The sequence below is a fragment of the Streptomyces sp. NPDC046349 genome, assembly GCF_055587885.1.
The window spans coordinates 100,771-125,922 of sequence record NZ_JBVJFK010000003.1 but is presented as its reverse complement, the minus strand read 5'-3'; the positions used below and the strand labels follow the sequence as shown (position 1 = coordinate 125,922).

The window sequence follows — 25,152 nt, the reverse complement described above, 5'->3', positions numbered from 1 at the left end:
CGTCCGGCCGGCTCACCCGCTCACAGGACCAGCGCCTCGCCGCCGGAGCTCCGCGGAGCCAGCAGGCTGTGCAGACAGGCCACCAGGGTGCGGGCCTGTACGTTGAGGTAGTGGCTGTGCCGCAGCAGGGTGCTGAGCTGATCCAGGGTCACCCAGCGGAAGTCCCGGTCCTCCATGGACTCGGCGTCGGAGTCGCCCTCGGCCTCGACGACGAGGTACCGGTTCAGGGCGTGGTGGAAACGGCCGCCCTCCTCGGACAGCAGACAGGCGAACCTGGTCCGCTCCGGCGGGGCCGACAGCACGTCGTCGACGAAGCGGGGCAGGGACGCGCCCGGCGGGACGCTCTCGGGGGTGAACTGGACGGTGGGGGAGAGCTCGACCCCGTCCACGTATCCCGGCTCCACGCTGGCCCGCAGCAGGATGTGGAGCACCCCGTCGATCTGCTTGACCAGCACGGCGATGACGCCGGTGCCGTGCGGCTCCAGCATGGGCTGGGACCAGCCGCGGACCTCGCGCGTGCCCGCGGAGACGTTCACCCCGATCACCGAGAAGAACCGCCCGCTGGTGTGGGAGACGCGCTCCGGCGAGCTGCGCCAGTCGCGCAGCTCGACCAGCGGTACCGGGCGGGTGGTGAGGTCGTTCTGTGCGCGGTGCTCGGTGATCCAGCTCTGGAGTTCGTCCACGCCGTGCACCCCGCCCGGCTCCCCGGCGCACGAGCGGGCCAGGGCGTCCCGGAAGCCGTCGCCGGTGTCCAGCAGGACGTCGAGGCCTCCGCCGGCCAGGGGCAGGCAGGACAGCGTGGTGCGTGTGTCCATGTTGACGATGTCCTCGACGGCCAGCAGCCGGTGGATCTCGCCGAGGGTCATCCAGCGGAAGTCCTCCTCGACGGCGATGTCCTCGGTGACCTCGATGACAATGTTGCGGTTGCGCTTGCGGTAGAACCAGGCGCCCTGTTCCGACTGGAGCACGTCGGCGACGACGCGGTGCCGCGTCCTCTCCTGGAAGTACCCCAGATAGGGGACGGCGCGCCCTTTGTGCAGCCGCAGGTAATTGCTGCGGGTGGCCTGCACGGTGGGAGAGAGCTGCAGATGGTTCCTGTTCCCCGGCTCGACCTTGGCCTGCATGAGGAAATGCAGCACCCCGTCGAACTCCTTGGCCAGCAGGCCGAGTACGCCGACCTCCGGCTGGTGGATGATCGGCTGCTGCCAGTGGGGTACGGGACCCGAGGGGAAGCGCACGTCCAGCCCGTCGATGGCGAAGAAGCCGCCGCTGGAGTGCCGCAGCGCTCCGGTGCGCGGATCCCGCTCCCAGTTTTCGAGGTCGTCCAGGCCCACGCGGTCGACCCGGAGGCCGGACCGTTCGCGGGCGTCGGCGAACCAGGTGGCGAACGGGGCCGGTTGGCGGACCCGGCTCTCCTCGGTGAGGGCCGACCGTGCGAGCCGGTCCTGGAGCGTGCGGAGGGCGGTCGGAGAAGGAAGCGGGAGGGCGGTTCTGTTCACCAGGGATTCCTTTGCGCCGGGAGGACAGGGTCGTGCTGCGTACTCGGCGGTCTTCCGCGTCCGCGGCGTCGAGGAGGGTGGCCGTACCGGTGTCCGCGGATGCTCCCGTGGAGGTGGGGCCGTCGACGGCGCGCAGGGCCCAGTACAGTGCGGGCTGCCAGCAACGACCTCGAATCTCCCTGAACCTCCGCGGGGGCCGCGGCCGGGGGTTCGATCGTTCTTCGAGGGCGACGTCCGATGGTTGTCGTCATGACGCCCCCCACGCGCCCGTATCCGTTCGCACGGTGGACCCCTCCCCGCGGGGTCGAGCCAGGATCGTGGCGGCCTCCAGTGGGAGCGGCGCGTCGGTGCGACGAGGCTCCGGAGCCGGCACCGCCCCGGGCCCGTCACCACCGCACCCCGACGGTTGTGCCCGCCGAAAAGAACAGGCGCATTTCCGTGGGTGATTGGCGTGAATTCGAAGCGGAATCGAGACGCCGTCATGGCGCCCCAGGGCGGGCACACCTTGGAAGATCCTGTTCCGTTTAATCCTCGGCGGATTTCGGTCAACGGGTGTGCAGGTCGCCGGTGCTGTCCGGGCGAGTTGGGCCCAGGACGGTGGCATATGGCCTTGCCCCGCCTTAATGGAAGAGTTAACTTAGTGCAAAGTCAGGGGAGAAGTCGCTTCGTGACCCTTACTCGGCCGGGCGGCGCTCGAACCCCTTGTGAACACGCAGTGTCACAGCATCACTGAACGGGGGACGTGAGATGGACTTCCGGATGCTCGGCCCATTAGAGATTCTCGATGGTCCGCGCAATGTAGTGCCCACTGCACCCAAGCCGCGCCAGGTGATAGCCCTTCTCCTCATGAGGAGAAACACACTGGTGCAGACCTCTGAACTTATCGACGAATTGTGGGAGAGCGACCCTCCCGCAAGTGCGATGACCACACTCCAGACGTATATCTACAAACTCCGGAAGATTCTTACCGCACGGAATTCAGAGGAAATCCTCTTCACTCGACCCGGGGGATACACTCTGGCCATTCCCGACCGGTCCGTCGACCTCCACCGATTCGAAACGGAAGCCGGTGAGGGCAAGTCTCTGCTGAAGAACGGAGACCCGGCCGGGGCGGCCGAGGCGCTCCGCCGGTCCCTCGCGCTCTGGCGCGGGTCCGCGCTGGTCGACGTCGTGCCGGGCGGCCTGCTGTCCTCGTACGTGACACGGCTCGAGGAGTTCCGGGAGCGCACCCTCGACCTGCGGATCGAGGCGGATCTCCAGCTGGGACGCCACCAGGAGCTGATCAGCGAGCTCAAGTCGCTGGTGCTCAGCCGTCCGCTCCACGAGAACGTGCACGCCTCCCTGATGATCGCCCTCCACCGCTCCGGCCGGCGCCACGAGGCACTCGAGGTCTACCAGGTGCTGCGGCGCAGCATGATCGACAACCTGGGCCTCGAACCGGGCAAGGAGCTCCGGGCGCTCCACCAGGCGCTGTTGTCCGAGGCGACGGGGGGTGTGCTGTACGAACGCCACCAGCAGCCCGTCCTGATCGAGCCCGACCGGGGCCCGGTCGGGCATCCCGACCCGGAAGATCCGCCGGTGGCCGTTGCGCCCCGGCCCGCCGCCGCACCCCGGCCCGCCGCACCCGGCGTCGCCGCACCCGCCCAGCTCCCGCCGGACATCGCCGACTTCACCGGCAGGGAGTCCATCGTGGACCAGGCCCCCGCCCTCCTGGCCGGGGTGGGGGAGTGCGACCGTCCCCCCACGGCACCGGCCGTCGCGGTCATCAGCGGCATGCCCGGCGTGGGCAAGAGCGCGCTCGCCGTGCACATGTCCCACACCGTCCGGCCGTTCTTCGAAGGCGGACAGCTCTACGCGGACCTGCGCGGCTCCACCGGCAGGGGCACCGACCCCTCGGAAGTGCTCCACGGATTCCTGCGGGCCCTGGGCGTCGCGGAATCCGAGATCCCCGCGGACCCGGAGGAACGGTCCAAGCTGTTCCGCTCCACCACCGTCGGCCGGCGCCTGCTGATCCTGCTGGACGACGTGTCCTCGCTCGCCGACGTGCGCTCCCTGCTCCCCGGCGACCCGGAGTGCTCCGTGGTCATCACGAGCCGCAGGCGCCTGCACGGCCTGGGCGGCGCCTGGAACGTCAACCTCGACGCCATGGACACCGCCGAGGGCCGCGAGCTGCTCGCCCGCATCATCGGATCCGCCCGGGTCAGGCGGGAGCGCAACGCGGCCAACCAGCTGATGGAGACCGTCGGCGGACATCCCCTGGCCGTGCGGTGCATCGGGGGTCGCCTCAGCGGCAGTCCGGGGCTCACCCTGTCCGGCTTAGCCACCCAGCTGAACTGTTCCGAGAAGCTGCTGGACGAGCTCCGCCTCGGCGAACTCGACGTACGCTCCCGGTACGACTTCAGCTATGAAGGGCTCGGCCGTGTGGAGCAGAGCGTCTTCCGGCTGTTGAGCATCCTCCCGCCCAGGCGGTTCACCGTCGATTCCGTCGTCGAACTCCTCGGCAGCGACAGCCGCAGCGTGGAGCACCTGCTCCAGCGCTTCGTCGACAGCCACCTGATCAACATCGTCCGGTGGGAGGACGGCGGGGCCCATTACGAGTTCCCCGAACTCACCCGCGTGTACGCCCGCGAGCGGTTGCTCGACACCCTCTCGGTCGACGGACTGGAGCACGAGGGCATCCGGCCGGACCGCCGCCGGTGTTGACCCCCGCCCCCGCCCCCGCCCCCGCTTCCTTTCCCGCCGCCTTCCGTTCCGCCCGTCTCCGGCCCTCAGCCCGAGACGGCCTCGGCCCAGTTCCGGTCGACGGTCCGGCCCGCCTTCGCCTGCTGCTGCTCCGTCGGGAACGCCGGGGTGCCCTCGACCGTGGGCAGCTTCTCCGCCAGCGTCCTGTCGAGGGTGCCGTTCTCCGCCATCGACTCCATCAGCACGGGGCGCGCGTACGCCCCGAGCCGGAGATTCTGGCCCTCCGGGCTGAACAGGTACTCCTGCCACAGCCGCGCCGCCGCGGGGTGCGGGGCGTCCTTGTTGATCCCCTGCGCGTAGTACTGCGCGAAACTGCCGTCGAAGGGGATGGAGGTCCGCCAGTCCACGTCCGCGCCCTTCCTGCGGAACTCGTCGGCGTACGCGAGGTTGAGGAAGTCCCAGTCGATGCTGATCGGCGTCTGCCCGGTCTCGATCGTGGCCGGGGTGGATTCGACCGGGATGAAGTTGCCGCTCCCGCTGAGCTCGGCGAAGAAGTCGATGCCGGGCTGGATGTCGTCGAAGGAGCCCCCGTTCGCCAGGGCCGCCGCGTACACGCCGGCGAAGGCGGAGCCCGACTTGGTGGGGTTGCCGTTCAATGAGACCTGACCCTTGTACTCGGGCCTGCGCAGGTCGGCGAAGGTGGCCGGGCAGGTCTTGACGCGCTTGGCGTCGCAGCCGATCGAGACGTACCCCCCGTAGTTGTTGTACCAGCGGGCCCGCGGGTCCTTCTGCTCGTCGGGGATGTCGTCCCACGGGGCGACCTCGTACGGGGCCAGCAGACCCTGGCGGGCCGCGGCCGGCGCGAAGGTGCCGCCCACGTCGACCACGTCGGGGGCCGTGCCGTCGCGCCTGCGCGCCTTGAGGGCGTCGATCTCCTCCTGGCTGGAACCTTCCGGATTCTCCACGGAGACCTCGATCCCGTACTTCTTCTCGAAGCCGTCGATCAAGGCGCCGTAGTTGGCCCAGTCCCTCGGGAGCGCGATGGTGTTGAGCGCCCCCTCCTTCCGGGCCGCCGCGGTCAGCGCCGCCATGCCGCCCGCGTCCGCGGCGGAGGTGGCCACCGCCGGCGCCCTGGGTGTTTCGGGGGGCCTGTCCCCGCAGGCGCCGAGGGGCCCCGCGGCGAGGGCGAAGCAGGCGGCGACGGCGGCTGTCCGGAGACGAGGTGCGGGCACAAAGGCTCCATAACGGGCGGCACGTACTGATCCAGGCCAGCGTACGTGCGTCTGCCGCGCCAGCGCAGTCCCGGCGGGTCGCGCCGCCGCCCGTCCTCCGGCCGACGTACCGCCGCGGCCCCGGAGCGGCGTCGGAGCGGTGTCAGAAGGGCTCGTCGTCCCAGGCCGCCAGCAGCGCCGCCCCCAGGTCCTCCCCGTCCGTGGAGGACGCCGCGTGGAGGGCCTGCTCACTCCAGATGATCTTGCCGCGGGCGGTGTAGCGGGTGCCCCACCGCTCGGCGAACTGGGCGACCAGGAACAGGCCGCGCCCGCCCTCGTCGGTGGCCTCGGCCCGGCGCAGGTGCGGGGAGGTGCTGGACCCGTCGGACACCTCGCACACCAGGCTGCGGTCGTACAGCAGCCTCACCCGGATGGGCTGCGATCCGTAGCGGACGGCATTGGTGATCAGCTCGCTGAGGATGAGCTCCGTGGTGAAGGCGATGTCCTCCAGGCCCCACTCCGCCAGCCGGCGGGCGCAGGCGGTGCGCACCGGGGACACCGCCGCCGGATCGGACCGCACCTCCCACTCGGCGATCCGTGCCGGATCCAGCCGGCGGGTGCGGGCCACCAGCAGCGCGATGTCGTCGCTCTGCCCGCTGGGCAGCATCGCGCCGATCACCGCGGCGCATGTCTCCTCCGGAGTCCTGGCCGGCCCGGACAGGGCTGCGCCCAGAACCGCCAGTGCGGCGTCGAGGTCCCGGTCGCGGTTCTCCAGCAGCCCGTCGGTGAAGAGCACCAGCTGGGACCCCTCGGGCACGATCAGCGAGGCGGTCTCCATGGGCATGCCCGCGCCCAGGCCGAGCGGCGGCGAGACCGGAATCTCGGGAAAGGACACCGTTGCGTCGGGCTGGACGACGGCGAGGCCCGGGTGGCCGGCGGTCGCGGCGGTCACCTGCCCGGAGACGGAGTCGTAGACGGCGCACAGGCAGGTGGCGCCGGTCAGGCCCTGCCACTCCTGCTCACCGGAGCCCTCGTCGGTGTCGATGTGGGCGACCAGCTCGTCCAGGTGGCTCAGCAGCTCGTCCGCGGGCAGGTCGAGCGTCGAGAAGTTGTGCATGGCGGTGCGCAGCCGGCCCATGGTGGCCGCGGCGTGCAGACCGTGGCCGACGACATCGCCGACCACCAGGGCCACCCGGGCGCCGGGCAGCGGGATGACGTCGAACCAGTCCCCGCCCACGCCCGCCTGGGCGGGCAGGTAGCGGTGGGCGACCTCGACCGCGGACTGGTCCGGTACGCCCCGGGGCAGCAGGCTGCGCTGCAGCGTGACGGCCATGGTGTGCTCGCGGGTGAAGCGGCGGGCGTTGTCGATGGACAGCGCCGCCCGGGCGGTCAGCTCCTCGGCGAAGGACACGTCCTCCTCCTCGAACGCCGGGGATGGCCCCACCCGCCAGTAGCCGGCCATCCCCAGCAGCACGCCGCGGGCCCGCAGCGGGACGGCGATCACGGAGTGGACGCCCTGGTCCAGCATCCGCTGCGAACGGGCGGGGTTCTGGGCCATCCATTCGCGGGTGCTCCGCAGGTCCGCCACCCGTACCGCGTGCTCGCCGGCCACCCCGATCGCCATGGGGCTCGTCGGGACGAACCGGATCAGCTCGCCGACGGGATACAGCGGGTGCGGGTCGTTCGCGGCGACCACGGCGGTGCGGCGCATCTCGGTGCCCGGCTCCGGCGGCTCGTCGCCGTGCAGCACCGGGTCCAGCAGGTCGACCGAGGCGATGTCGGCGAACCTCGGGACCGCCACCTCCGCCAGTTCCCCCGCGGTACGCTCCACGTCCAGCGTCGTACCGATGCGCACCCCCGCGTCGTAGAGCAGCTTCAGCCGCTCGTGGGCCACCTCGGCCCGGCCGGAGAGCGCCCGCAGTTCGGTGGTGTCCCGCAGGGTGACCACCGTTCCCGCCTGCCCGAAGGGCGCGGTGGGCCGGATGTTGACCGCCAGCAGCCGATCGGCCGCGGTGTGCAGCTCGTCGGTCGCGGACCGGCCCGAAGCGATCGACGTGGCGATCCCCGCCTCCAGGCCCAGCTCCGTGACCGGGCGTCCTTCCGCGTCCGCCGGCAGCTCCAGCAGCCGCCGCGCCTCGTCGTTGGCGAGCAGCAGGCGCCCGCCGCCGCCGATGATCAGCACCCCCTCCCGCACCGCGTGCAGCACCGCGTCGTGGTGCTCGTACATCCTCGTCATCTCCGCCGGCCCCAGGCCGTGGGTCCGGCGCAGCAGCCGGCGGCTCACCAGGGCGGTCCCGCCCGCGGACAGGGCGAGCACGAGGGCGGCGGAGCCGATGACGACGGGCAGCTGCCGGTTCACCATGCCCTGCACGTTGGAGACGGTGACCGGGGAGGCCACCACCGCGAGGACCCGGTCCTGCGCGTCCTTGACGGGGACCACCGAGACCACGGACTGGCCCAGGGAGCTCTTGAACGTCTCGGTGAAGGACTTGCCGGCCGCCGCCCTGGAGAACGGGCCGACCACGCGCTTGCCGATCTGCCGCGGATCGCTGTGGGTGAGGGTGACCCCGTCGAGCGTGTACACGTTGATGCCGTCCACTCCGGCGATCTTCCGCGCCGCCTGCGCGCTCGGCTGCAGCAGGGCGCTGGGGTTGGGACTGCGCAGGGCGGCGACGATGCCGGGGGACTCCGCGAACGTGCCGGCGGCGGCGAGCGTACGGTGCCGGGCGTCCAGCATGGCGTCGCTGCGGGCCTGCACCACGAGCGCCACCACCGCCGCGGCGACCAGGAGCACGACGACGACGAGCTGGAGGAGGAACACCTCGCCGGCCACGCTGCGCGCGCTCAGGAGGGAGGAGAGCCGCTGCGGCTTGCGGACCCGGCCCGCCCGGGGCTGGGCGGGTTCCTGGTGCTCCTGGCGGTGTCCTGGGCGCGGACTTCGGGAAGCGGAGGAGGCCCGCTTGGCCGAGCCGGGCAGCACACGCCGCAGATGTCCCAGGAAGACGCTCATAATCCATCTTCTAACCTCTCCGGCCCGTCGGCAGCGGGGAGCGGCCGCCGCCCGTCGGCGCGTGCGGGCGGTCCCGGAGCTTCTCCGTCCCGCGAAGGACGTCCCGAGCCCTGACCGGCGCTCGGGGACGGCCGGGTCCGCGCCGGGTCCAGGGCGTCGAGGCAGCGGGCGGCTTGGGCGCGGAGGGCTTCGGCGAGTCCGGCCGGGGCGTCGACGAGGGTGAAGTCGGTGTCGACCGAGGTGATCATCCAGGCGAGGTCGCGGCAGGTGTCGGCTCCCAGGTGCAGCACACAGCTGTGCTCGTCCACGGGCTCGACGAATCCCATCCCCGGCCAGACGCGGTCGGCGACCGCGGTGGCGGATTCGTGCAGGGTGACGGTCGCCTGCACCGGCCATGTCTGCGCCGACAGGCGGCGGGCCACGTAGGCGGCAGCGTCGCCGCCGGGAAGTTCGCGGGGCGTGAACCGCGGACCGGCCGGAGTGCGCGGGACGAGCCGGTCGACGCGGAAGGTGCGCCAGCCGTCGCGGTCGGTGTCCCAGGCCACCAGGTACCAGTGGCGGCCGAAGCTGACCAGGCTGTGGGGCTCGGCCGAGCGGACCCCGGGGCCGAGGCGGGGGCTGGTGTAGTCGAAGCGCAGCCGCTCGTGCCGCCGACACGCCTCGGCGATGGCCATCAGAGTGCCCGCGGACACCGCGGGGGCCGGGGCCGCGCCGGCCCGGACGGTGGCGGCGAGCAGGGTGCTGAGCCGGTGCCGCAGTCGGGACGGGAGTACCTGTTCCAGCTTGGTCAGGGCGCGCAGGCCGGACTCCTCGACCCCGAGGACCGAGCCGTCGGCGCCGGTGCGCAGGCTGATCGCGACGGCCACGGCCTCTTCGTCGTCGAGCAGGAGCGGCGGCAGCCTGCCACCGGGCCCGAGCCGGTAGCCGGCGGTGCCCTGGGTCGCCTGGACCGGGTAGCCGAGGTCGCGCAGCCGCTGCACATCGCGGCGCAGCGTGCGGCGGCTGACGTCGAGGTGCGCGGCGAGCTCGGTCCCCGACCGGCCGCCGGGGGTCTGCAGCAGCGACAGCAGTCTCAGCAGCCGCCCGGAGGTTTCCAGCATGGCACCAGGGTGCCGCACGCTTGGGAACGGAACTGGCCTAAGCGGTCCGTAGCGTCGCGGCCATGACGAACACGATCCCCGGCATCGCCCCGTTCCGTGTCGATGTCCCCCAGAGCCGGCTCGACGACCTCCGCTCCCGCCTCGCCGCCACCCGCTGGCCGGACGAACTGCCCGGTGTCGGCTGGAGCCGCGGTGTGCCGGTGGCCTATCTGCAGGGCCTGGCCGATCACTGGCTCACCGCCTACGACTGGCGGACCCACGAGGCCGCGCTGAACGCGTACCCCCAGTACCTGGCCGACGTCGAGGGGCAGAACATCCACTTCCTGCACGTACGGTCACCCGAACCCGGGGCGACGCCGCTGGTGCTGTTGCACGGCTGGCCGGGGTCGGTGGCCGACTTCCTCGACGTCGCCGGCCCGCTGTCCGACCCCCGGGCCCACGGTGGCGATCCGGCCGACGCCTTCCACCTGGTCGTTCCCTCGCTGCCGGGATTCGGCTTCTCCACACCGCTCGCGGGGCCCGGGATGGGCGCGGCGCGCATGGCGGCGGTGCTCACCCGGCTGATGTCCCGCCTCGGCTACGCGCGCTACGGCGTTCACGGCTACGACACCGGCTCCTGGGTCGCGCCCCGGATGGGCGCCCAGGCCCCGGAGCAGGTCATCGGCGTCCATGTCAACGCCCTGCTGACGTTCCCGGTGGGGGCGGAGGGCGAGGCGGACGGCCTCACCGAGGCCGAGCAGCGGCGCTGGCAGGCCATGCAGGACTTCAACGACGGCTATCTCCAGTGCAACTCCAAGCGTCCCCAGACGGTCGGCTACGCGCTCACGGACTCCCCGGTCGGCCAACTCGCTTGGATCGTGGAGAAGTTCAAGGAGCTCACCGACCCGGCGGACGGGCTGCCCGAGGACAGCGTCGACCGGGACCGCATGCTGACCGCGGTCTCGCTGTACTGGCTGACCGGCACCGCCGCCTCGGCCGCCCAGGTCTACTACGAGGAGATGTCCGCCGGCGCGTGGGGTGAGGAGGAGGGCGCGGCCGACGCCCCGGGGGCCCGGGCAGCCGGTCGGCGGGGGACCGTCCCGACCGCCGTGCTGCTCTCCACCCACGACGTGACCGTCCGCCGCTGGGCCGAACGCGACCACAACGTCGTGCGGTGGACCGAACTCGGGCGCGGTGGCCATTTCCTCGCGCTGGAGGAGCCGGAGGCGCTCGTGGACGACCTGCGCCGCTTCTTCCGCAGTGTGCTCTGACAGCGGCTCGTCCGGTCATCCGGCCGGGTGCGGGTCCGGGTCGGCGGGCGCCGGCGTCGTGAGCGCTTCGTCGTAGAGGCGGAACAGGCGAAGGCGGCCGGAATCCCCTGCGTCGTGGCCGCTCAGGGCTTCCCAGCACCGGGCGGCCAGGGCGCGGGCGCGGGTGCCGGGCCAGGGCTGGGGCAGCAGCTTGGGAGGCAGCAGCGGGTCGGGCCCCATGGCGGCGGTGAAGGCTGCTGCGAGTTCGACGGCGTGGGTCAGCCTCTCGGTGCCGGTGGGACGGCCGGTGGCGGCCAGGCGGGCCGTGGCGAGGGCGGCCAGTGCCTCGTGGCGTTCGGCGATCGAGTCGAGCGGCCACAGGAGGGCGGCCAGCCGCGCCGGGTCCTCCTCCTCGCCGACTCTCAGGTCGCGGCTGGTGAGGCGGCTGAGGGAAGGCAGGACGCCGAGCTGGCGGGCGTGGGCCTCCACGATGCCGCCGATCTCGTTCGCGGCGACGTACAGGCCGCCCTGGAGCGGGGCGGCGCCCAGGTGAAGGAGCACGTCACGCAGGGCGTCGCGGGCCGCCCGGGCCGTCTCGGGGACGGCGAAGGCGAACAGGTGCCAGGTCCCGTCCCACGGGGCGAGTCCCCGGTCCTGCCGGTAGGCGTGGCGGACGTACGCGACGTCCGGCGCGACGGCCCCCCTCGCGTCGGTGGTGGCGACCAGGCGGGCCTTGCGGCCGCGGCCCTCCTGGGTGAACCGGCCCTCGGCCACGAGCCTTTTGAGGCACAGCCGGACCTGCTGGTCGGTCATGCCGAGGGCTTCGGCGACGGCGTACAGCTCGCCCGCGTCGACGGTGCCGTCCTCGCGGACGAGGGCGAACACCAGAGTGCGGGTCCCGACGCCGGGGACGGCCGGCTCTGCCGCGGGTCGGCTGGTCATCGCTGCTGCTCCGGGGTGTGGCCGGGGTGGGCCTCGACGGCCCGGTGCATCGTCGTCACCGCACCGAAGCCCATGAGGCGCTCGAGATACGGGGTCTGCTCGGTCCGGACGGCGCTGAAGCCGTGCCGCTCGTACAGGGCGCGGGCCCTGGGGTTGACGTCGATGACGTCGAGCCGGACCCGGCGGCACCCGCTTTCGGCCGCAACGGCCGCCATCTCCGTCAGCAGGAGGCCGCCGATGCCCGCGCCGCGGTGTGCGGGGTCGACGGCGATGCCGTCCATGACCAGTTCTCCCGGCTCGGGGGTGCGTTCGAGCAGCGCCAGTACGGCGAGCCGGGGCAGGCCGCGGAAGGGGCCGTAGGCGCGGAGCACGTCGAGCACGCCGCCGCCGGTCAGCGCGCGGTCGCCGAGGCGGTAGCCGGCCACGCCCACGACGCGGCCGCCGTCGGGAGCGAGGGCGACGGCGGCGCGGTCGTGGTGGAGATGGCCGGCGATGAAGGCCCGGCCCCGCTCCGGCGGGCCCAAGGCCGCGCCGAGCTTGCGGCCGAAGGCCTCCCAGTACAGCTCGGCGACCCGCTCCTCTGCCCCACGCGGCACGCCGCGTCCGATGGCCACTGCTGAGTCCATGCTTCCTCCTCGCACTCTGCGTACGAACATAGTACGGTCGAATTCGAAACGACCGTTGTGTAAATGATAGTTTTTTTTGGGGGGATCGGATGGAGCACACGCGGACGGCAGGCGCACCGCGGCGTCGTCGCCGAGCGGTGCGGGCCGCGCTCGCGGCGCTGGCCGCACTGGCCGTCGTCGCGGCGGGTCTGGGCGGGCTGGTGGTGTGGCAGAACACCTACGAGCTGCGCGAGGAACCGGTCGCGATACGCCAGGGAGGGCGCACCCTGGACGGCGTCCTGGCCCTGCCCGAGCGGGGGAGGGGGCCGTTCCCGCTGGTGGTGTTCGTGCACGGGGACGGCCCGGTCGACGCCACCCACGACACCTTCTACCGTCCGATGTGGGAGGCCTTCGCCCGCTCCGGATACGCCTCGCTGTCCTGGAACAAACCGGGCGTCGGCGGTGCGCCGGGCGACTGGCTCGACCAGAGCATGGACGACCGGGCGGACGAAGCCGCCGACGCGATCGCCTGGGCCCGGCAGCGCCCGGACATCGACGGCAGCACGATCGGACTCTGGGGCGCCAGCCAGGCGGGCTGGGTCCTGCCCAAGATCGCCGCCAAGGACCGCGGCATCCGGTTCGTCATCGCCGTCTCGCCCGCCGTCAACTGGCACCGGCAGGGCCGCTACAACCTCCTCGCCGAGCTGAGGCGGGACGGTGCCTCCGCCGCGGAGGCCGCGACCGCCCTGGACCGCCGCGAGACCGGCCTGGAACTCCTGCGGCGCGGCGCCACGTACGAGGAGTACGTCCGCGCCGTCGGCGACCCGAAGGGCATGACCGCCGCCCGCTGGCGGTTCGTCTCCAAGAACCACACGGCGGACGCGAGCGCAGACCTGCCGGCCCTGCGCGCCACTCCCGTTCTCCTGGTGCTCGCGGGACACGACGTCAACGTGGACACAGCGGAGACCGAGGCCGCGTACCGACGCCTGCTACCGGGACCGGCCCTGCGGGTCGCCCACTACCCCGATGCCGCCCACGGCCTGGTCAAACACGCCGTGGAGGATTCTCCGCTGCGCCTGACCCTGACCGCGCTGTGCGCGCCCAGAGCCCTGTTCGCCGAGGGATTCCTCGCCGACCAGGAGCGGTTTTTGACCTCCGTCGGCCCCGAACGAGCCGTGCGATGACCGGGGGCCCCGCCCCGCTGCCCGCGACGCTGCTCCTGCTCCCGCCGTGCACCGATCCGTCCTCGCGCCGGCGCCCCCGGGGCCGTTCGCCGTCACCGGTCCGGGGCACTCGCCCAGGCCGCGGCGCTGCGGGGCTGCGAGGGCTCGGCGATCGGCGCGCATCGGGTGGGTGATGAGCGCCTGCGGCGGGCGGGCACCGGCGGCCCTCGACGCCTCCAGCGGGCCGACTTCAACGCACGGCATTGCGGCCGGCCCGCCCGGGCGCACACCGCGCAGGCCACTTCGCCGCCGCGTAAGCCGCCACGGTGCTGCGGCTGCTCGCCGCCCCGGCCTCGGCGGCCGCCCCGGCCTCGGCGGCGCCCGCCGAGCGGACGGCGCCCGCGTCCCTCCCGGGCCCGCAGCCGCCCGCCGGTCGGCCCCCCAATCCTGCAACCGGTGGAAGGTGCGCTGCGCTCCGGCCCGGCGTCGGCGCTCGAAGGGGGGCGCCGTGACGGCTGCTGCGGACGCACGGCCTACGGCGTCAGCCGGTGGTAGGCGGAGCGGGCGTGCGCGAGCCGGGCAAGGACGGTCCCCGTGCCGGCGGCCGCGAGGAGGCAGACGATCCGGCCGAGGTCGTACGGCGCCTCCCAGGTGAGAGCGCCGATGGGGGCGGTCGCGAAGACGTTGAGCACCAGCCAGCAGAGCAGGGCCGTTCCCGGCGCCGCGGCGAGGCGGGCTCCCGTACTGACCGCGGCCACGGTGACGGAGATCGCCGCCAGGTCGAGGGCGGGGTCCCCCTGTCCGTCGAGGAGATTGAAGACGACGACCAGGGCGAAGGCGGTCGTGGCCGCGAGGGCCCAGATCCTCGATGTCGAGGCCGGAGCGGGCACGGGACGGATGCCGGTCCGGATCTGCTTCCATTCGAGCACGCAAAGCCCCCTTCACGCGGTCCCCGCTCCTTCGCGGCCGAACCGATCGACGCCGTCGCCCACTGTAACGGCGCACACGGCGTGAGGAGTTCGTCGGTATTCGGCATCACATGTCCGAGGATGTGTCGAGGTTCGAGACCGGGGCGGGGATCAGGCGGCGGTGTAGTGGGCGGCGTACTCCCCGCCGGGTGGGACGACGGTGATGACGTCGATCAGTACGCCGTCGGGGGCGCCGAGGACGAAGTGGCGCTGACCGAACTCCTCGGTCCGCAGCGGCAGCAGCGCCTGCAGGCCGGCCGCCACCACGAGCCGCTGGTACTCGGCGTCCACGTCGTCCACCTCGAAGTTCAGCAGCAGGCCGCCCGCGAGGGGGACCCGGTGGCCCTCGGGGACGGTCGGGTGGGAGTGGTCGAGGAGCGCCAGCTCGTACTGAGGTGCGTCGGGACGGCGCAGGCTGACATACCAGTCCGCCTCGAAGGTCACCTCGAAGCCGAAGTGCCGGGTGTAGAAGTCCCGGGCTGCCGCGACATCCCGCGTGGCGAGCACCGGGTAGAAGCCGCCGAGCCCCGTCGCGGGCGTGGTCGTGGGTTCGTTCGTCATGGCAGCCGCCTTCCGGTCCCTTTCGCATACCCGGGGTATGCGAGCTGTGGGGTTAGCATACCTCCGGTATGTGAAACGGGAAGGCGGGTGCGTGCGATGGCGGTCAACCGTGCAGAGCAGCGGGCGGCCACGCGGCGGGCGCTGCTGGCCGAAGGGCAGCGGCGGTTCGCCGCCGACGGCTACCACCACGTGGTGCTCGCCGACGTGGCGCGGGCCGCCGGGGTCACCAAAGGGGCCGCGTACCACCACTTCGACAGCAAGGCAGGGCTCTTCCGGGCCGTCGTCGCCCAGGTCCAGCAGGATCTGGGAGACCGGGTCGCGGCCGCCGCCGAGCGGCACGAGGACCTCTGGGAACAGCTCCGGGCCGGCTGCCGGGCCTTCCTGGCCGCGGCGACCGACCCGGCCGTCCGACAGATCCTGCTGGTGGACGCGCCGACGGTGCTCGGCTGGGACGAGTGGCGGACCCTGGACGACGAGTCCTCGGCCCGGCACCTCGCGGAGGCTCTGACGGCGCTCGCCGCGGCCGGGATCATCGCCGACCGGCCGGTGGAACCCCTGGCCCGGCTGCTCTCGGGGGCGATGAACGAGGCCGCGCTCTGGATCGCCCGGGGCGGAGACGCGCAGGGCGTGGAGCAGGCGCTCGACCAGCTCCTGGCGGGGCTGCGCATCCCCGCCTGAATCCGGCCGAAGTCCCGAGGGGGCCCGGCGGTGCGCCGTGACGACCCTGCTCAGCCCGCAGAGGGACCCTTCCCCCGAGCAGGTTCCGCCGGCGGCAGACCGTGGTCACGTCGGCGAGGCGGCAGAGCTGTTCGAGCGGCGGCCGCTCGTACCGCCTCCCGCGGGTCAGACCTGCACGGGCGCACCCCGGGCGGGCCGCGGCGGGACGACGTGAAGGGGAGTCAGTCCTGCGATCCGGGCGCCGGTGCTGTCCGGTCGCCGCGTCCTCCGGCCTCACGAGGTGCTGCGAGGGCGCTTGCCGTGCTGTCGGCTTCCGCGGCATCGGCGAGGGCCTCCGCAGCGGCTTCCGCCGCCTGTGCCGCGTCGTTCGCCGCCTGGACGGCCAGGTCGTCGGACGACGCCTCGCGGGTGGCGGCGGACTGGGGGAGGATCTCGGTGAAGGCGCGGGTGACGTTCTGGAGGGCGGAGGTGACCTCGCCGGGTATCACCCAGAACGTGTTGCCGGGGCCTTGTGCGATCTGGGGGAGCATCTGGAGGTACTGGTACGCGAGCAGTTTGGGGTCGGGGTCGTTGCGGTGGACGGCCTGGAACACCTCGTCGATGGCGCGCGACTGACCTTCGGCCTTGAGGATCTCCGCGGTCCGGTTGCCCTCCGCCCGGAGGACGGCGGACTGCTTGTCGCCTTCCGCGGTGAGGATCTGGGACTGGCGCTGCCCCTCGGCTCCGAGGATGGCGGCCCGCTTGTCCCGCTCGGCCCGCATCTGCTTCTCCATCGCGTCCTTGATGGACTGCGGCGGGTCGATCGCCTTGATCTCGACCCGGTTGACCCGGAGCCCCCATTTGCCGGTGGCCTCGTCGAGCACACCGCGGAGCTGGTTGTTGATGGTGTCGCGTGAGGTCAGGGTCTTCTCCAGGTCCATGGACCCGACGACATTGCGCAGCGTGGTGACCGTCAGCTGCTCCACAGCCTGGAGGAAGTCGGCGATCTCGTACGCCGCCGCGCGCGGGTCGGTGACCTGGAAGTACAGCACCGTGTCGATCTCGACGACCAGGTTGTCCTCCGTGATGACCGGCTGCGGTTTGAAAGAGACGACCTGCTCGCGCAGGTCGATCACAGGATGGACGCGGTCGATGTACGGGATGACCACGTTGAGTCCGGGCTTCAGCGTGCGGTGGTAGCGGCCGAGACGTTCGACGTTGCGGGCGCGGGCCTGGGGCACGATCCGCACCGCCCGCAGCACGGTGAAGACGGCGAGCGCCGCGACGAGCAGACCGGCTATGAGGAACGCGGAGACCTCCATGGCTCACTCCCGGGGATAGACGAGTGCGGTGGTGCCTTTGATCTCGATGACGTCGACGGTCGTGCCGGGAGGGATCACCAGCGTCTCGTCGTAGGCGCGCGCCGTCCATTCCTCACCGCCGATACGGACTCTGCCACCCAGTTTCGACACCTCCGATGTCACGTAGGCGGCCCCGCCGACCAGGGCGTCCACGCCGAAACGCCCGTCCGGCGGCGGAGACAGGCGGCGGATCGCGATCGGGCGGATGAAGACCACGCCGACCGTCGATACGACCGCGAACACCAGGAACTGCAGGGGAAGGGGCAGACCGATAGCGGCGAATGCGGCTGTGACCAGCGCCGCGCCGCCCAGCAGGCCGAGCGCGGCGGTGAGGGTGAAGATTTCCACGGCGCCCAGAACCAGAGCGACGATCAGCCAGATCAGCCAGGGATCCATGCCTTACGCCTCCGCACGAGGGAAGGGGTATGAATATTTCCATACCTTTTGTGAGGTTTTACCCGTAAGTTCTGTACGGAATCAGGCGGATCTCTCGTCTCCAGCGGCCTGCGGTCGTCGGTGCCCGTCGCCGCCCGTCGGGCGGGCGAGCGGGGGGCGAGCGGGATGGGGGCGGTGACGCGACGGCAGGCGGGCTCACGGCTGGGGCCGGGCGCGTATCCGCAAGGGTCGCCGGCCGGCCCACGGACGGCCGGCCCGACCAGATCCAGGGCGCGGTCGGAGACGTGCACGCCGTGGGCGGCCCGCACCCCGGCCTTCAGGAAGTCCGGGGCTCGTCAGCAGGGGCAGCCGGCCCGCTCGGCGAATGGTCGTCCGCCTCACGCGAATCGGCTGTCGTCGTGTGTCGACGGCGCAGGGCCCAGCCGGCCAGGACTGCGGCTCCGGCGACTGCGTAGGCAACCGTGCCCGTCGCGCCGCCGAGGGACCTGCCGGTGATGTAGACGGCCGCGCCCGCGAGGGCGACGCCGAGCCATTCCCAGCGGCCGTCGAGCGCGACCAGGGCGATCAGCAGGAGCGCGTACCAGGAGTAGCCGGGGGTCAGGAGCAGGAAGGCCGTCCCGGTGACCAGCAGGGCCCCGCTCCAGGGGCGTTCGGGGTCCCCGCGGCGCAGGACGTGGGCGATCACGGCGAGCATGCCGACGACGACCAGCGGCAGCGCCCAGGCGTCCGGGAAGAGGAGACGGAGCAGGGCGTAGCGCCCGCCCGCGGTGGCGTCCTCGTAGCCCTCTTCCTCGGCGTAGCCGCCGAGATAGCCGAACACGGACGATCGGGAGCCCAGGACGTACGGCAGGTAGGCGAGTGCGACGACCGCGGCGGCGGGCAACAGCACGCCGGCCGCGTCTCGCGCACGCCGTACCCCGGACAGGGCACCCGGCAGCAGGACCGCGGGCAGCATCTTGGTGGCGATCGCCAGGCCGAGCAGCGCGCCGCCGGTCACCTTGTGCCGGGCCACCACCCCGAGGGCGGCGACGGACAGGAGCACGGCGAGGACGTCGACGTGTGCGTTGTTCACCGCCTCGATCGGCACTGCGGGGCACCACGCCCAGTAGACGGCGTGACGGGGATCGCCCCGGCGTCGCAGGACGAGCACCAGCGCACAGGCCGTCGCGACCGACAGCAGGGCCGCGCCGGTCTGCAGTGCCGTGTGCCGGACGTCCGGTGGCGAGAGGGCATGGACCAGCAGGAAGTAGCCCTCGGCCACGGGCGGGTAGATCGTGTGTACCCGGGGGCGGTTGATGCGGGTACACGTCCCGTCGCCCACCGGTGCCCGGTCCGGCCCCGAGCAGGCGGCGGAGCCCTGGGGGAAGAGCCAGCCGTCGCGCAGCCGGGCGAGCGCCGGGTCCGCAGGAGGATGGTCGTACGGGGAGATCCCGGCGGCCTGCACCCGCCCGTCCCAGGCGTAGCGGAAGGAGTCGGTGCTCGTACGGGGAGCCGCGACCAGCCCGGTGGCGGCGACCGCCACGGCGCCTGCGAGTACCAGGGGGACGACGTGCCGGGCGGGGACCCGGCGCAGGGCCCACGCCGCAGCGGCGAACAGCGCCCACGTGGCCGCGTACCACCAGAAGAGTCCGACAGGGTCGGCGAAATAGCCGTCCTTGCGTACGGTCGGCACGAGAGTGGCGGTCAGCGCCGCCAGCAGCAGGGCGGCGACGGCGGTGTGGCGGCTGTTCATGGCGACAGCCTGGCAGCGCAAGGGTGCCGGGCCTGCCCCGCCCGGCCCGACGTACGCGTTTCGTAAGGTGTCGAAGGCACCGCCGGACGACCGCGGGCGCTGTGATGGAAAGCATGACTCCCCGAACGCGCCGGCGCCCCCTCCTTCCGTCCGTGCGACCGCCCACCTTCTCGGGACGCCTGCATGACGCACGTACCGCCACGTCCGTCGGACGGTGGCTGGGCCTCGCTTTCGCCGTGTGCTTCGTGACGGGGCTGATCAGCCACTACCTCCAGCACCCGCCGGGCTGGCCGGCCGGCGAACTGCCGAGCCGGCCGGTCTGGGGGTACCGGCTCACGCAAGGACTCCACATCGCCTCCGGACTCGCCGCGATCGTGCTGCTGCTCGCGAAACTGTGGGCGGTCTACCCCCGCTTGTTCGTCCGGCCGCCGGTCCGGTCGGTGCGGCACGCCCTGGAGCGGCTCTCGGTGGCGGTACTGGTGGCGACCGCGGTCTTCCAGGTCTTCACCGGACTCCTCAACGTCGTCGAGTGGTACCCGTGGCCGTTCTCCTTCGTCCCCGTGCACTTCGCCGTGGCCTGGGTGGTGGCGGGCTCGATCCTGTTGCACGTCGCTGTGAAGTGGCCGCAGATCAAGGCCCATTGGGCGCGGCGATCGGCGGGGACCTCGGAACTTGCGGCCGAGGACGCCACGGACCGGCGCTCGCTCCTGCTGGGTGTCGGCGCGGCGGTCGGGGTGGTGACACTGACCACGGTCGGACAGTCCTTCACCCCGCTCAAGCGGCTCGACCTCCTGGCCCCGCGGCATCCCGACCACGGACCGCAGGGGCTTCCGGTGAACCGTACGGCCGCGGCGGCCGGTGTGACGGAAGCGGCCCTGCGCGACTGGCGGCTGGAGGTGACGGGGCCGGTACCGTACAGCCTGACCCTCGACCAACTGCGGTCGCTGCCCCGGACAAAGGTGCGGTTGCCGATCGCATGTGTGGAGGGCTGGAGCGCGGAGGCCCGCTGGAGCGGCCTGCGGGTGCGTGACCTGGTGGCACGCGCCGGCGGGCGGCCGGGCGCCGGAGTGCGCGTGGTCTCTCTGGAAGCGCAGGGTGCCTACCGGGTGATGGAAATGGGCCGGGAGTACGCGGAGGATCCGCTGACCCTGCTCGCTCTCACCCTCAACGGCGAGACCCTGTCGCCGGACCACGGCTACCCGGCGCGGATCATCGCGCCGAACCGGCCGGGCGTCCTGCAGACCAAGTGGGTCACCCGCCTGGAGGTGTTGTGAACAGCGAGGACGCCGGTGCTCGTGCCGTGGGAGCGGTCCGCTACGGCGTGGGCGCCCTCGGACTGCTGCTGATGGGAATCGGAGCGTGGCACCTGTCCGTGGTGCCGGACCCCTGGGAGGTGGGCGTCTGGCTCGTCGGTGCGCTGGTCCTGCACGACGCGCTGATCGCACCCCTTGTCCTGGTCCTCGGGTTCCTGGTCTCGGCCGTCCCGGCCAGGGGAGTGGTGCGGGGTGCCCTGATCACAGGCGGCGCGACGGTGCTGATCACGCTCCCGTTGCTGCTCCGACCGGGCTCCCCGCCCAACCCGTCCGCGCTGCCCCTACCTTACGGGCGGAACCTGCTGCTGGTACTCGGAGCGGTGGTGATCTCGGCCGTCGTGGTGGCGGTGGCGGGGCGCCACCTTCCACGGCGCCCTCGCGGCGGGGGCGGCTCCGCCGCCCGGCCACAGCCGGCAACCGGGCACGGGGCTGCGCCGGACACCGGGTCGGGTCAGCCGCCGGAGCCGGGCTCCGGACCGCAGCGTCGGCCTCGGGGCGGGCCCGGGGATCAGCCGCCAGGAACCGGGAAGACTGCCGAACCCGGGCCCGATCCAGGGTCCGGGCCCGGGCCCGGACCGGGGCGGAAACCCGGGCCCCGGGCCTCCGGCGACGGGTCCTGAGGACGCCGTGAGAGTTGCGCGAACACACGCCCCGCGACCGACCACTCCTGCGTGACGTGCCAGCCGGTGACGCGGGCGTACTCGTGGAGCGCCCGGGCGCCGAGCCGGGCCCAGGTGAAGGGCTCGCCGAGCGCGCCGCTGCCGTTGTCGAGCCGGACCTCGCAGCACTCGTCCACGTCCACCGGTACGCATTCCGCGATGACCCGTGCTGCCGGGCCGGTGACCGACCCGAGTCGGCCCAGCAGCGCCGTGGGATCCCCGCCGATGCCGATGTTGCCGTCGATGAGGAGGGCCGTGTCCCATCGGCCCTCCCCGGGCAGCGGTTCGAAGACCGACCGGCACAGTGCGAGTCCGCCCAGCCGTTCGGTACGGGCCACCGCGGCCGGGCTCACGTCGATGCCCAGCGCCCGGTGGCCCCGGGCCGCGAGGGCTGCGGCGAGGCGTCCGGGGCCGCATCCGATGTCGAGGACGGCCCCTCGGCAGCGGGCCAGGACGCTCTGGTCCGCGGCGTCAGGAGCGGCGCACCAGCGCTCCACATCCAGGGGCAGCAGCCAGCCGTCGCTGCGACGCAGGAACAGAGGGCCCCGCCCGCTGTCGAGCGCGTCGGCGTACGGGTCCTCGCGCCAGGCCGCCGGCCGGGGCAGGCAACCGGGGGCGACGGCCTCGGCGGGAGCCCCGCGCCGCCTCACGGGCGCACCGGGCGAGAGGCGGACGCTGCCGAGGCCGACGCGAACCGGGCGTATCGGGCGGCGAATCGGGTGCCGGCGGCCTCGCCGGCGACCAGCCGAGCGTCCTCGGCGGTGTCCGCGTCCCGCAGCCGGGGCAGCAGCCCGACCCGCAGGCCTGCCGCCAGGAGCCGGCCGTACTGCACCGCGCCCGTCTCGCTCACCGACATCGGAACCCCGCGCAGCAGCGCGGGGTCGGGCGCGGCCAGCCCGAGCGCCCAGAATCCCCCGTCGATCGCGGGGCCGAACCAGGCGTCGTGCTCCTGCCAGGCGTCCGGCCCCGTCGCGGGCGCCAACAGGGCGGGCGTGACCTGAGGGGTGTCCATGCCGATCAGCAGGGCCGGCCCGGAGCAGCAGGCGAAGGCTGCGGCGAGCCGCTCGTCCAGCCCTCCGGAGCACTGCGGGACGACCTCGATACCGGGTGGGAGCCAAGGTCCCGGGCGGCCGTCCAGGACGAGCACCCGGCGTTCGGCGGGGGCCGCGGCGACGGCTTCCAGGGTGTCCGCGAGGGCGGCTTCCGCGAGCAGGGACGCCTGGGCCGGAGTGAAGGCGGGCGTGAGCCGCGTCTTGACCCGCCCCGGCACGGGCTCCTTCGCGATCACCACAAGAGTGGTCACCTCCGGCCCCCCGTCACGGCCGCGGAAGCCACCGGCTCGGCGAGTACGCGGCTCATGTCGCGTACGGCCTGGTAGGTGCCGCGCCATGTGCCCGTGACCTTGGACTTCCCGGCACGGGGCAGGTACGGCACGTCCACCTCCCGTACCTTCCAGCCGCCGTCGGCGGCGCGGACCACCATCTGGAGCGGGTAGCCGCTGCGCCGGTCGGTGAGTTCCAGGGCGAGGAGGGCCTCACGCCGAGCGGCCCGCATCGGGCCGAGGTCGTGCAGGCGCAGCCCGGTGCGGCGGCGCAGCATTCGGGACAGGGCCAGGTTCCCGGCCCGGGCGTGGAGGGGCCAGGTACCCCGGCCCTGGGGCCGGCGCCGACCGAGTACGAGGTCGGCCTCACGGTTCTCGACCGAGCGGACGAAGCCGGTCAGGAGTCCCGGATCGAGCGAGGCGTCACAGTCGCAGAAACAGACGACATCGGCCTCGGCGGCCATCAACCCGGCGTGACAGGCGGCCCCGAAGCCACGGCGCGACTCATGGACCACGGTGGCGCCGAGACCGCGAGCGATCTCGGCGGAACCGTCGTCGGAGCCGTTGTCGACGACTACGGCCCGCCAGCCGGCGGGGATGCGGGCGAGCACCCAGGGCAGCGCCTCGGCCTCGTTCAGACAGGGAAGTACGACATCTACGGTCACGGATTTCACCGTAGGGATGACGGGCCGCTCAAGGAGACATCGACTCCTTACGAAACGCGGACGTCACCCCGGGCGCCGCCGCAGCGGGGTCGGAGCCGGACCGGACGGTGCGACCCTTGACCGCATGAGCATCGAGAACACGTCGGCCCGGGTCCTCGTCGTGGACGACGATCCGACGGTCGCCGAGGTCGTGACCGGCTATCTGGCGCGCGCCGGATTCGCCGTGGAGCACGCCCCCGATGGCGCCACGGCCCTCGCGAGCGCCGGACGGGCCCGGCCCGACCTCGTGGTCCTGGACCTCATGCTGCCCGGGATGGACGGGCTGGAGGTGTGCCGCAGGCTTCGTGCCGCCGGACCGGTACCGGTGGTGATGCTCACCGCACGGGGCGACGAGGAGGACCGCATCGCAGGACTGGAACTCGGCGCCGACGACTACGTCACCAAACCGTTCAGCCCGCGCGAGCTCGTCCTGCGGGTCGAGTCCGTCCTGCGCCGCAGCAGGGGCCGCGGCAAGGAGGTGACCGCGGCACCGGAGCCGGCGCTGGGCGGCGGGGGCCTGACCCTCGACACCGGGACCCGACGCGCATCCAAGAACGGGACGGAACTCGCCCTCACCCTCAGGGAGTTCGACCTCCTCGCCTACTTCCTGCGGCGCCCCGGCCGGGCGCACGGCCGGGAGGACCTGATGCGGGAGGTGTGGGGGTGGGACTTCGGCGACCTGTCCACCGTCACCGTCCACGTCCGCCGGCTGCGCGCCAAGATCGAGGACGATCCCGCCCGGCCGCGCTTCATCCAGACCGTATGGGGCGTCGGATACCGCTTCGAGCTGCCGGTCGGGACCGGGCAGGCGGGGGCGCTGTGAAGGACCTGCTGCTCATCGCGGTCTTCGCCCTGGGCGGGGCCACCTGCGCGGGTGCGCTCGGCGCGGTCGTGCTGCGTCTGTTGCGTCACCGTTCGGTCGCAGTCTCCCTGACCGTGGTGGCCGCGGTGACGGTCACCGCGATGCTCGCGGGAACCCTCGCCGTCGCGCAGGCGATGTTCCTCTCCTCGCACGACCTGACCGTCGTCACACTGGTGGTCGCGATGGCTGCCGCCGTCTCCCTGGCGACCGCCCTGCTCCTCGGCCGCTGGGTCGTCGCCCGCAGCCACGACCTCACGCTCGCCGCACGCGACTTCGGCGACGGCGGCAGCTTCGCCGTTCCGGCCGTCCCCGCCACCGCGGAACTGGCCCTGCTCTCGCGTGAACTGGCCGCCACCAGTGCGAAGCTGGCCGCGTCACGCGAGCGGGAACGTGCCCTCGAGACCTCGCGCCGCGAACTCGTCGCGTGGATCTCCCACGACCTGCGTACGCCACTGGCAGGCCTGCGGGCCATGTCGGAGGCGCTGGAGGACGGCGTGGCCGCCGACCCGGCCCGCTACCACCGGCAGATCGGCGCCGAGGTCGAACGCCTCAACTCCATGGTCGGCGACCTCTTCGAACTGTCCCGGATCCACGCCGGCGCCCTGACCCTCACTCCCACCAGGATGTCGGTCTACGACCTGGTGGGCGACGCGCTCTCAGGCGCAGACCCGCTCGCCCACGCGCACGGCGTACGGCTCGTGGGAGACGACGTCGAACCGGTGCCGGTGGAAGTGGACGGCAAGGAGATGACCCGGGTGCTGGCCAACCTGCTGGTCAACGCCATCCGCCACACGCCCGCCGACGGCACGGTCGCCATCGCAGCCGAACGCCGTGCCCAGGCCGTGGTCCTGTCGGTGACCGACGGTTGCGGCGGGATCCCCGACGAGGAACTGCCGCGGGTCTTCGACACCGGCTGGCGCGGCACCGCTGCCCGGACCCCGCCCGCCGGCGCGGGCCTCGGCCTGGCCATCGTGCGCGGCATCGTCGAGGCCCACGACGGTCGCGCCGACGTGCGGAACGTGCCGGGCGGCTGCCGCTTCGAGGTGACCCTGCCCGCCCCGACCGGCTGAGCCGGTCGGGGCGGGCAGGGGAAGGGGCGAACGGCCTCACCGCAGCGGAGCAGCCCGGCCGTACCGAGCGTGCGCCAGGTGGCCCGTGTCTCGGGACTCCCGTGGCT

General features: G+C 72.8%; 21 protein-coding genes. 7 read left to right on the top strand and 14 right to left on the bottom strand.

Annotated elements, in window-relative coordinates:
- Positions 1 to 20: 20 nt before the first annotated feature.
- On the bottom strand, positions 21 to 1,499 hold the full coding sequence (locus tag ACZ6JS_RS07750) for an NDP-hexose 2,3-dehydratase family protein (RefSeq protein WP_469296623.1): 1,479 nt from the start codon (positions 1,497 to 1,499) through the stop codon (positions 21 to 23).
- Between the two features lie 747 nt (positions 1,500 to 2,246).
- On the opposite strand from ACZ6JS_RS07750, the gene ACZ6JS_RS07745 reads away from it, so the two are divergent.
- Positions 2,247 to 4,202 (top strand): AfsR/SARP family transcriptional regulator, encoded by a 1,956-nt coding sequence (locus ACZ6JS_RS07745; RefSeq protein ID WP_469296621.1) that lies wholly within the window; start codon positions 2,247 to 2,249, stop codon positions 4,200 to 4,202.
- Positions 4,203 to 4,267: 65 nt separating this feature from the next.
- On the opposite strand, the gene ACZ6JS_RS07740 is transcribed toward ACZ6JS_RS07745, so the two are convergent.
- The 3 genes from ACZ6JS_RS07740 to ACZ6JS_RS07730 all read right to left on the bottom strand — a co-directional run bounded on the left by ACZ6JS_RS07740 (position 4,268) and on the right by ACZ6JS_RS07730 (position 9,502).
- The gene (locus tag ACZ6JS_RS07740) at positions 4,268 to 5,302 is read right to left on the bottom strand and encodes an ABC transporter substrate-binding protein (protein ID WP_469296619.1); all 1,035 of its coding nucleotides are present in this window, start codon (positions 5,300 to 5,302) and stop codon (positions 4,268 to 4,270) included.
- A gap of 253 nt (positions 5,303 to 5,555) precedes the next feature.
- Entirely contained in the window at positions 5,556 to 8,402 is a 2,847-nt protein-coding gene (locus tag ACZ6JS_RS07735) for a SpoIIE family protein phosphatase (RefSeq protein WP_469296618.1), read from the bottom strand.
- A complete protein-coding gene (locus ACZ6JS_RS07730; RefSeq protein ID WP_469296616.1) occupies positions 8,399 to 9,502 on the bottom strand; it encodes a helix-turn-helix transcriptional regulator in 1,104 nt (367 codons plus the stop codon). The genes ACZ6JS_RS07735 and ACZ6JS_RS07730 overlap by 4 nt, the downstream gene beginning before the upstream one ends.
- Positions 9,503 to 9,564: 62 nt before the next feature.
- Between ACZ6JS_RS07730 and ACZ6JS_RS07725 the strand changes: the two genes are divergently transcribed.
- On the top strand, positions 9,565 to 10,752 hold the full coding sequence (locus ACZ6JS_RS07725) for an epoxide hydrolase family protein (RefSeq protein WP_469296614.1): 1,188 nt from the start codon (positions 9,565 to 9,567) through the stop codon (positions 10,750 to 10,752).
- Between the two features lie 15 nt (positions 10,753 to 10,767).
- On the opposite strand, the gene ACZ6JS_RS07720 is transcribed toward ACZ6JS_RS07725, so the two are convergent.
- Complete coding sequence (locus ACZ6JS_RS07720) at positions 10,768 to 11,673, bottom strand: PaaX family transcriptional regulator C-terminal domain-containing protein (protein WP_469296612.1); 906 nt, start codon at positions 11,671 to 11,673, stop codon at positions 10,768 to 10,770.
- Positions 11,670 to 12,299 (bottom strand): GNAT family N-acetyltransferase, encoded by a 630-nt coding sequence (locus ACZ6JS_RS07715; RefSeq protein ID WP_469296611.1) that lies wholly within the window; start codon positions 12,297 to 12,299, stop codon positions 11,670 to 11,672. The genes ACZ6JS_RS07720 and ACZ6JS_RS07715 overlap by 4 nt, the downstream gene beginning before the upstream one ends.
- Positions 12,300 to 12,388: 89 nt before the next feature.
- Between ACZ6JS_RS07715 and ACZ6JS_RS07710 the strand changes: the two genes are divergently transcribed.
- Positions 12,389 to 13,462 carry an alpha/beta hydrolase family protein gene (locus tag ACZ6JS_RS07710; RefSeq protein WP_469296609.1) on the top strand — a complete coding sequence of 358 codons (1,074 nt, stop codon included), beginning with the start codon at positions 12,389 to 12,391 and terminating at the stop codon, positions 13,460 to 13,462.
- 512 nt (positions 13,463 to 13,974) lie between these two features.
- On the opposite strand, the gene ACZ6JS_RS07705 is transcribed toward ACZ6JS_RS07710, so the two are convergent.
- Positions 13,975 to 14,370, bottom strand: a complete 396-nt coding sequence (locus ACZ6JS_RS07705; protein ID WP_469296607.1) for a hypothetical protein — start codon at positions 14,368 to 14,370, stop codon at positions 13,975 to 13,977.
- 150 nt (positions 14,371 to 14,520) lie between these two features.
- On the bottom strand, positions 14,521 to 14,970 hold the full coding sequence (locus ACZ6JS_RS07700) for a VOC family protein (RefSeq protein ID WP_469296605.1): 450 nt from the start codon (positions 14,968 to 14,970) through the stop codon (positions 14,521 to 14,523).
- A gap of 96 nt (positions 14,971 to 15,066) precedes the next feature.
- Between ACZ6JS_RS07700 and ACZ6JS_RS07695 the strand changes: the two genes are divergently transcribed.
- Positions 15,067 to 15,648: a TetR/AcrR family transcriptional regulator gene (locus ACZ6JS_RS07695; RefSeq protein ID WP_469296604.1), complete on the top strand. Its 582-nt coding sequence runs from the start codon at positions 15,067 to 15,069 to the stop codon at positions 15,646 to 15,648.
- 221 nt (positions 15,649 to 15,869) lie between these two features.
- On the opposite strand, the gene ACZ6JS_RS07690 is transcribed toward ACZ6JS_RS07695, so the two are convergent.
- From ACZ6JS_RS07690 to ACZ6JS_RS07680, 3 genes are all read right to left on the bottom strand, one after another.
- Complete coding sequence (locus tag ACZ6JS_RS07690; RefSeq protein WP_469296602.1) at positions 15,870 to 16,949, bottom strand: SPFH domain-containing protein; 1,080 nt, start codon at positions 16,947 to 16,949, stop codon at positions 15,870 to 15,872.
- 3 nt (positions 16,950 to 16,952) lie between these two features.
- A complete protein-coding gene (locus ACZ6JS_RS07685; RefSeq protein WP_469296601.1) occupies positions 16,953 to 17,384 on the bottom strand; it encodes an NfeD family protein in 432 nt (143 codons plus the stop codon).
- A gap of 316 nt (positions 17,385 to 17,700) precedes the next feature.
- Positions 17,701 to 19,116, bottom strand: coding sequence for a glycosyltransferase family 87 protein (locus ACZ6JS_RS07680; protein ID WP_469296599.1), 1,416 nt, complete (start codon positions 19,114 to 19,116; stop codon positions 17,701 to 17,703).
- Between the two features lie 113 nt (positions 19,117 to 19,229).
- Here ACZ6JS_RS07680 and ACZ6JS_RS07675 point away from each other — a divergent pair, with 113 nt between their 5' ends.
- On the top strand, positions 19,230 to 20,390 hold the full coding sequence (locus ACZ6JS_RS07675; protein ID WP_469296598.1) for a molybdopterin-dependent oxidoreductase: 1,161 nt from the start codon (positions 19,230 to 19,232) through the stop codon (positions 20,388 to 20,390).
- A gap of 547 nt (positions 20,391 to 20,937) precedes the next feature.
- Here ACZ6JS_RS07675 and ACZ6JS_RS07670 read toward each other — a convergent pair.
- From ACZ6JS_RS07670 to ACZ6JS_RS07660, 3 genes are read right to left on the bottom strand one after another with little or no spacing between them, the layout of a single operon-like run.
- Complete coding sequence (locus tag ACZ6JS_RS07670) at positions 20,938 to 21,738, bottom strand: methyltransferase domain-containing protein (RefSeq protein WP_469296596.1); 801 nt, start codon at positions 21,736 to 21,738, stop codon at positions 20,938 to 20,940.
- Entirely contained in the window at positions 21,735 to 22,391 is a 657-nt protein-coding gene (locus tag ACZ6JS_RS07665) for a TIGR04282 family arsenosugar biosynthesis glycosyltransferase (RefSeq protein WP_469296595.1), read from the bottom strand. The genes ACZ6JS_RS07670 and ACZ6JS_RS07665 overlap by 4 nt, the downstream gene beginning before the upstream one ends.
- Positions 22,388 to 23,083, bottom strand: a complete 696-nt coding sequence (locus tag ACZ6JS_RS07660; RefSeq protein WP_469296593.1) for a glycosyltransferase family 2 protein — start codon at positions 23,081 to 23,083, stop codon at positions 22,388 to 22,390. The genes ACZ6JS_RS07665 and ACZ6JS_RS07660 overlap by 4 nt, the downstream gene beginning before the upstream one ends.
- Before the next feature lie 115 nt (positions 23,084 to 23,198).
- On the opposite strand from ACZ6JS_RS07660, the gene ACZ6JS_RS07655 reads away from it, so the two are divergent.
- Together ACZ6JS_RS07655 and ACZ6JS_RS07650 are read left to right on the top strand one after the other, a co-directional pair.
- Positions 23,199 to 23,936 carry a response regulator transcription factor gene (locus ACZ6JS_RS07655; protein WP_469296591.1) on the top strand — a complete coding sequence of 246 codons (738 nt, stop codon included), beginning with the start codon at positions 23,199 to 23,201 and terminating at the stop codon, positions 23,934 to 23,936.
- On the top strand, positions 23,933 to 25,045 hold the full coding sequence (locus tag ACZ6JS_RS07650; RefSeq protein WP_469296589.1) for a sensor histidine kinase: 1,113 nt from the start codon (positions 23,933 to 23,935) through the stop codon (positions 25,043 to 25,045). Before ACZ6JS_RS07655 ends, ACZ6JS_RS07650 begins: the two co-directional genes overlap by 4 nt.
- The last annotated feature ends 107 nt before the right edge of the window (positions 25,046 to 25,152 follow it).